Here is a 4,586-nt window from a genome sequence, read left to right as displayed (position 1 = left end):
CGACGTGTCGCGGGCACCCGGCTCGTGGTGCCCGTGGTCACCTCAGCCCGACTGGCCCGCGCCGCCGTCGGCCCCGCCGTCGTGGGCGTCGGTGTTGGCCCCGCCGTCAGCAGTCCCCTCGTCGGTGAGACCGGAGCCGGTCATCCCGCTGCCGGAGCCGCGGGGGCTGCCGGAGCCCGCGCCGCCGTCGGCGCCACCGTCCTGGCCCTCGGCGTCGGCCCCACCGTCAGCGGTGCCCTCGCCAGTCATGCCGCTCGCGCCGCCGGTCGCCGCGCCGTCTCCGGTCACGCCGCCGGGGACGCCGGCGGGCCCGGCGCCACCATCTGCGCCGCCGTCGTGGGCGGTCTGGTCCGCACCGCCGTCCGCGGGCCCTTCACCGGTCTGCGGGTCGTCGGCGGAGGACATCGGGTTGTCGCTCATCTTCGCTCCTCTGGGATGGGACGCACGGCACCGGTCGACGCCGATGCCCCACCCCTACCCGAGGAGGGCTCGGGCTCACACCACGGAGCGGCGTCGTGCACGCGCCCACCACCGGCTCACCGGAGCCCGGCGCCCCGCGCGCGCCGGCGCTACGCCTCGTCCCGACGCGAGCCAGGGCCGCCCCGCCGGCCAGGTGTCTCGTTGCCCGGCTGCTGCCCACGCTGCGCCCGCCGTTCCCGCCGCAGCCGGACCTCGAGCGGCACGATGAAGACCGCGAGGATGGCCAGGAAGACGACGATGATGAGCGCGAAGAGCCGACCGGCGCCGAACGCGCCGGCAGCGGGCAGGAGAGTGGGCAGGGCCGAGGTCAGGTGGGACGGGAGCACGCACCAGATGGTGGCCGACGAAGTTGTGAGCCTGCTCCGAGCCGCGCCGCAGGGTGTTCAGGTCAGGTGGTCGTAGTCGCCGCGGACCCAGGCGGCGTGCCGTTCCGCCGAGGACCGGATGACCTGCTTGGCGCTCGACGGGACCACCGTGCCGAAGTTGTTGTAGAGCCGGTCGAAGTGCAGCGACTCCACCTGGGCGGCGATCCGCTCGACCACCCGCGCCGACAAGGGGATCCGGTTCGGATAGCTGCGCAGGAAGCTCACCGACTTCCGGTCCGGGTTGGGGAAGATCGCGTCCGCGGCGAGCAGGACCCCGCGTCCCTCGTCGCCATCCCGCCACTCGACGACGGCCTGGCCAGGGAAGTGCCCGCCGACCCGGTGCAGGGTCAGGCCCTCCGCGACGGGCCGCCGGTCACCGTAGTGCTCGACGAGCGGGTCCCGTCGCCGCACCCAGTCCCGGTCCGCCTCGGCGACGAGCACCGGCGCCCCGCCCAGGGCCCGGGCCCACTCCGTCTGGACGCCGTACATGTGGGGGTGCGACGCCGCGACGGCGAGCGTCGGGCCCAGCGACCGCACGAACTCGACCGTGCCGGCGTCGATGTAGCCGATGCAGTCGAACAGCAGCGTCCCTTCACCGGTCACGACGACCATCGTCTGCTGCCCGATGCCCACCTCGGGATCCGCCCGCAGTCCCCACAGGCCCGGCTCGACCGCCTGGATCGTGATCCGAGTTCCCTTGGCACGCAAGGAGTCCAGCGTTGTCCACGCCTGTCCCGTCGCGGGCACCCATTGGCGCTCGTCACTGCAGATGGCGCACTGGGCGGGCGGGTCGGTCAGGTCGTCGGTCTCGACGGCGCAGGTGGCGCAGATCCAGATCATGCCCCCAGCCTGCCGGAGAACGTGCCCTTGATGGTGCGGAGTGTCCTCTCGATGGTCGCGACCCTGCTCTCGATGGTGGGAAGTGTGCTCTCGATTCGGGAAGGATGGGGTCCGTGATCCTCCACCTGCGCGCGGCCGTCCAGCAGCTGTATGCCGCTTCGCTGGGGGAGTTCATGTCCGTGCGGTCCTCGCTCGTGGCGGAGGCGAAGCAGGCGGGCGAGAGGGAGCTGGCCAAGCAGGTGGGCGCCCTGCGCAAGCCCACGGTGGCGGCCTGGGCGCTGAACCACTTCGTCCGCGAGCACCCCGACGAGCTCGACGCGTTCCATGACTTCGCCGAGCTGCTGCGGGAGGCCCAGCGCACCCTCGACGCGGACCAGCTGCGCCTGCTGTCGAGGGAGCGGGCCCGCCGCGTCGACGCCGTGGCCCGCAAGGTCGAGTCCGCCGCCCGGACCGCCGGGCAGCCGATCAGCGACGCGGTCGGCGACGAGGTCCGCCAGACGCTGACCGCGTTCATCGCCGACGAGGGCGCGGAGGAGTCGGTGATGACCGGCGCCCTCGTCAAGCCGCTGCAGTACTCCGGGCTCGGCGACGTCGACATCGAAGGCGTCGCCGCCGTGGCCCCGCGGCACCTCAAGGTCATCCCCGGCGGCGCGGCCGACGAGCCCTCACCCGAGCAGACCGACGCGGAGGACGAGGCAGCCCGAGCCGCCGAGGAGGAGCGCCGGCGCGCAGCCCTCGCGGCCGAGCGGGCTCGCCTGGAGCGAGCTGTCGAGCGGGCCGGCAAGGCGCGTCGCGATGCCGAGCACCGGGTCGAGGTCCAGCAGGCCCGCGTCGACGAGGCCCGCGAGGGCGTCGCCGACCTCGAGCGGCAGCTCGCCACGGCGAGGGAGCGGCTCGCGAAGGCGACCGACGAGCTCGACGAGGTGAGCGGCATACGAGACGAGAAGGCGGAGGCCGAAGCGGGAGCGCGGCGTGCCCTCGAGGCGCACCCCGAGGACTGAGCGCGCTAGTCGGCGACCGGTTCCTCCTCGCGAGAGGCGCGGTCGGCCTCGCCGGCCGAGCCCTCGGGCGGCTCGGCGGCCAGCTCGTGGTGCGGCAGCACGTCGTAGGTGTGGACATAGATGTCGAACAGCGCGATGCCGAGGGCCGCGACCGGCACCGCGACGAAGGCGCCACCGACCCCGAAGAGCGACGCACCGAACATCACCGACGCGAAGGACACGGCGGGGTGGACGTCGACCGCCTGCGCGGAGATGCGCGGCTCGATCGTGACGTTCTCGATCTGCTGGTAGACGAGCGCGAAGACGAGCACCGCGACGCCCTGCCACGGCTTGTCGCCGACGAGCCCGATGACGACGGGCAGCGCGATGGCGATGTAGGTGCCGACGGTCGGGACGAACTGCGCCACGACGCCGGTCCAGATACCGAGCGCGAGCCAGTACGGCATCCCGATGATGAGCATGAACAGCGCCGTGCTGCCGCCGCAGATGCCGGCAAGGACGAGACGGGCCGACACGTAGCCGCCGGTCTTGGCGAGGGCGAGGTTCCACACGACCGCGAAGACCTCCTGCTGCTTGGGCGGGAAGAGCTGGGCGATCCAGCGGCGCAGCCGCGGCGAGTCAGCGGAGAAGTAGAAGGTGAAGAAGGCGAACGTCAGGGTGCTGAAGGCGGCGGACAGGACCGAGGCCACGATCCCGAGCACGCCGCCGGCGAGGTTCTGGGCGATCGAGGTCAGGGCGCCGGTGCCGACCCCGAGCTTGTCGAGGATGTGCTGGTAGTCGAGGTCGAGGCCGAACCGCTGGCTCGCCCACCGGGTGAAGTTCTGGACGAGGTCCGGGACCGACTGGGCGAACGTGCCGATCTGGTCGCTGAGCAGCCGGCCGAACACGAAGAGGAACGCGGCGCCGAGGAGGACCAGGCCGACCATGACGATCGCGGTGGCGAACCCGCGCCGCATGTGGGCGCTGAGCCAGGCGACCGCCGGCTCCATCGCGATCGACGCGAGGAGGGACAGGACGAGGGTGAAGATGATGCTTCCCGCGTCCTCGAGGACCCACTTCAGCAGCGCCGCCGAGGCCACCAGAGCGATGACGACCCACCCCGCTCGCCACAGGCTGGGCCGGTTGAAGTGGATCGAGATCTCGTGCCGGGGCGTGCCCGCCGGTGTCGACATGGCGGCATCATCGCAGCGTCCGATCGGGCCGGCCCGTCGGCACGCGCCGATTTCACCAGATGCCCCGCCACCGTGTAGTCTCACCGCTGCACAGCAGGTCAGCGGTCTGCCCCCGGGCGCGCTCCGTGGCTGTGCCCCCTTAGCTCAGTCGGCAGAGCGTTTCCATGGTAAGGAAAAGGTCGTCGGTTCGATTCCGACAGGGGGCTCTGGTCCGCCAGTCGTTCCCCCGGGACGGCAGGCGCCCATGGCGGGGTAGCTCAGCTGGTTAGAGCGCACGACTCATAATCGTGAGGTCGCGGGATCGAGTCCCGCTCCCGCTACTGGAACGCGGCCGGTGCGATCGAGGATTTCTCGAAACGCGCCGGTGTCGCGTAACCTTGAGCGTCGCGCTCGTGCGCCTGCCGCCTGTCCGTGGGCCCGCGCGACCACCCGAACGTTATTCAGCACGACCGAGAGCAGGTTGCCGTGGCCAGCAAGAGCACCGACGTCCGTCCCAAGATCACGATGGCGTGTGTCGACTGCAAGCACCGTAACTACATCACGAAGAAGAACCGGCGCAACAACCCCGACCGGCTCGCCCTCGCGAAGTTCTGCCCCAACTGCGGGCACCACACGGAGCACCGCGAGACCCGCTGACCTCATCGTCACGAAGGACCGTTCCCTCCCGGGAGCGGTCCTTTTCGTATGCCGCGGGTTTGTATGCCGCTGAGCTGGGTCAGCCGCTCGGC

6 protein-coding genes and 2 tRNA genes are annotated in these 4,586 nt (G+C 71.7%); 4 read left to right on the top strand and 4 right to left on the bottom strand.

The features are described from left to right. Positions 1-42: 42 nt before the first annotated feature. From N864_RS19455 to N864_RS19445, 3 genes are all read right to left on the bottom strand, one after another. Positions 43-420, bottom strand: coding sequence for a hypothetical protein (locus N864_RS19455; protein WP_081794050.1), 378 nt, complete (start codon positions 418-420; stop codon positions 43-45). Between the two features lie 149 nt (positions 421-569). Further along, complete coding sequence (locus N864_RS19450; protein ID WP_034721184.1) at positions 570-806, bottom strand: hypothetical protein; 237 nt, start codon at positions 804-806, stop codon at positions 570-572. Positions 807-863: 57 nt separating this feature from the next. After that, the gene (locus N864_RS19445; protein ID WP_034721181.1) at positions 864-1,685 is read right to left on the bottom strand and encodes an MBL fold metallo-hydrolase; all 822 of its coding nucleotides are present in this window, start codon (positions 1,683-1,685) and stop codon (positions 864-866) included. Positions 1,686-1,798: 113 nt separating this feature from the next. Here N864_RS19445 and N864_RS19440 point away from each other — a divergent pair, with 113 nt between their 5' ends. Next, positions 1,799-2,686: a hypothetical protein gene (locus tag N864_RS19440; protein WP_034721177.1), complete on the top strand. Its 888-nt coding sequence runs from the start codon at positions 1,799-1,801 to the stop codon at positions 2,684-2,686. 5 nt (positions 2,687-2,691) lie between these two features. On the opposite strand, the gene N864_RS19435 is transcribed toward N864_RS19440, so the two are convergent. Then, complete coding sequence (locus N864_RS19435; RefSeq protein ID WP_081794049.1) at positions 2,692-3,858, bottom strand: AI-2E family transporter; 1,167 nt, start codon at positions 3,856-3,858, stop codon at positions 2,692-2,694. 133 nt (positions 3,859-3,991) lie between these two features. Here N864_RS19435 and N864_RS19430 point away from each other — a divergent pair. The 3 genes from N864_RS19430 (at position 3,992) to rpmG (ending at position 4,494) form a co-directional block, all read left to right on the top strand. Next, a tRNA-Thr gene (locus tag N864_RS19430) sits at positions 3,992-4,064 on the top strand. A gap of 40 nt (positions 4,065-4,104) precedes the next feature. After that, positions 4,105-4,178: transfer RNA gene (locus tag N864_RS19425), tRNA-Met, on the top strand. A gap of 145 nt (positions 4,179-4,323) precedes the next feature. Beyond that, complete coding sequence (rpmG, locus tag N864_RS19420) at positions 4,324-4,494, top strand: 50S ribosomal protein L33 (RefSeq protein WP_034721175.1); 171 nt, start codon at positions 4,324-4,326, stop codon at positions 4,492-4,494. The last annotated feature ends 92 nt before the right edge of the window (positions 4,495-4,586 follow it).

This window comes from Intrasporangium chromatireducens Q5-1 (genome assembly GCF_000576575.1).
In the GTDB taxonomy this organism is placed as follows: domain Bacteria; phylum Actinomycetota; class Actinomycetes; order Actinomycetales; family Dermatophilaceae; genus Intrasporangium_A; species Intrasporangium_A chromatireducens.
This window is presented reverse-complemented; position numbering and strand designations above follow the sequence as displayed.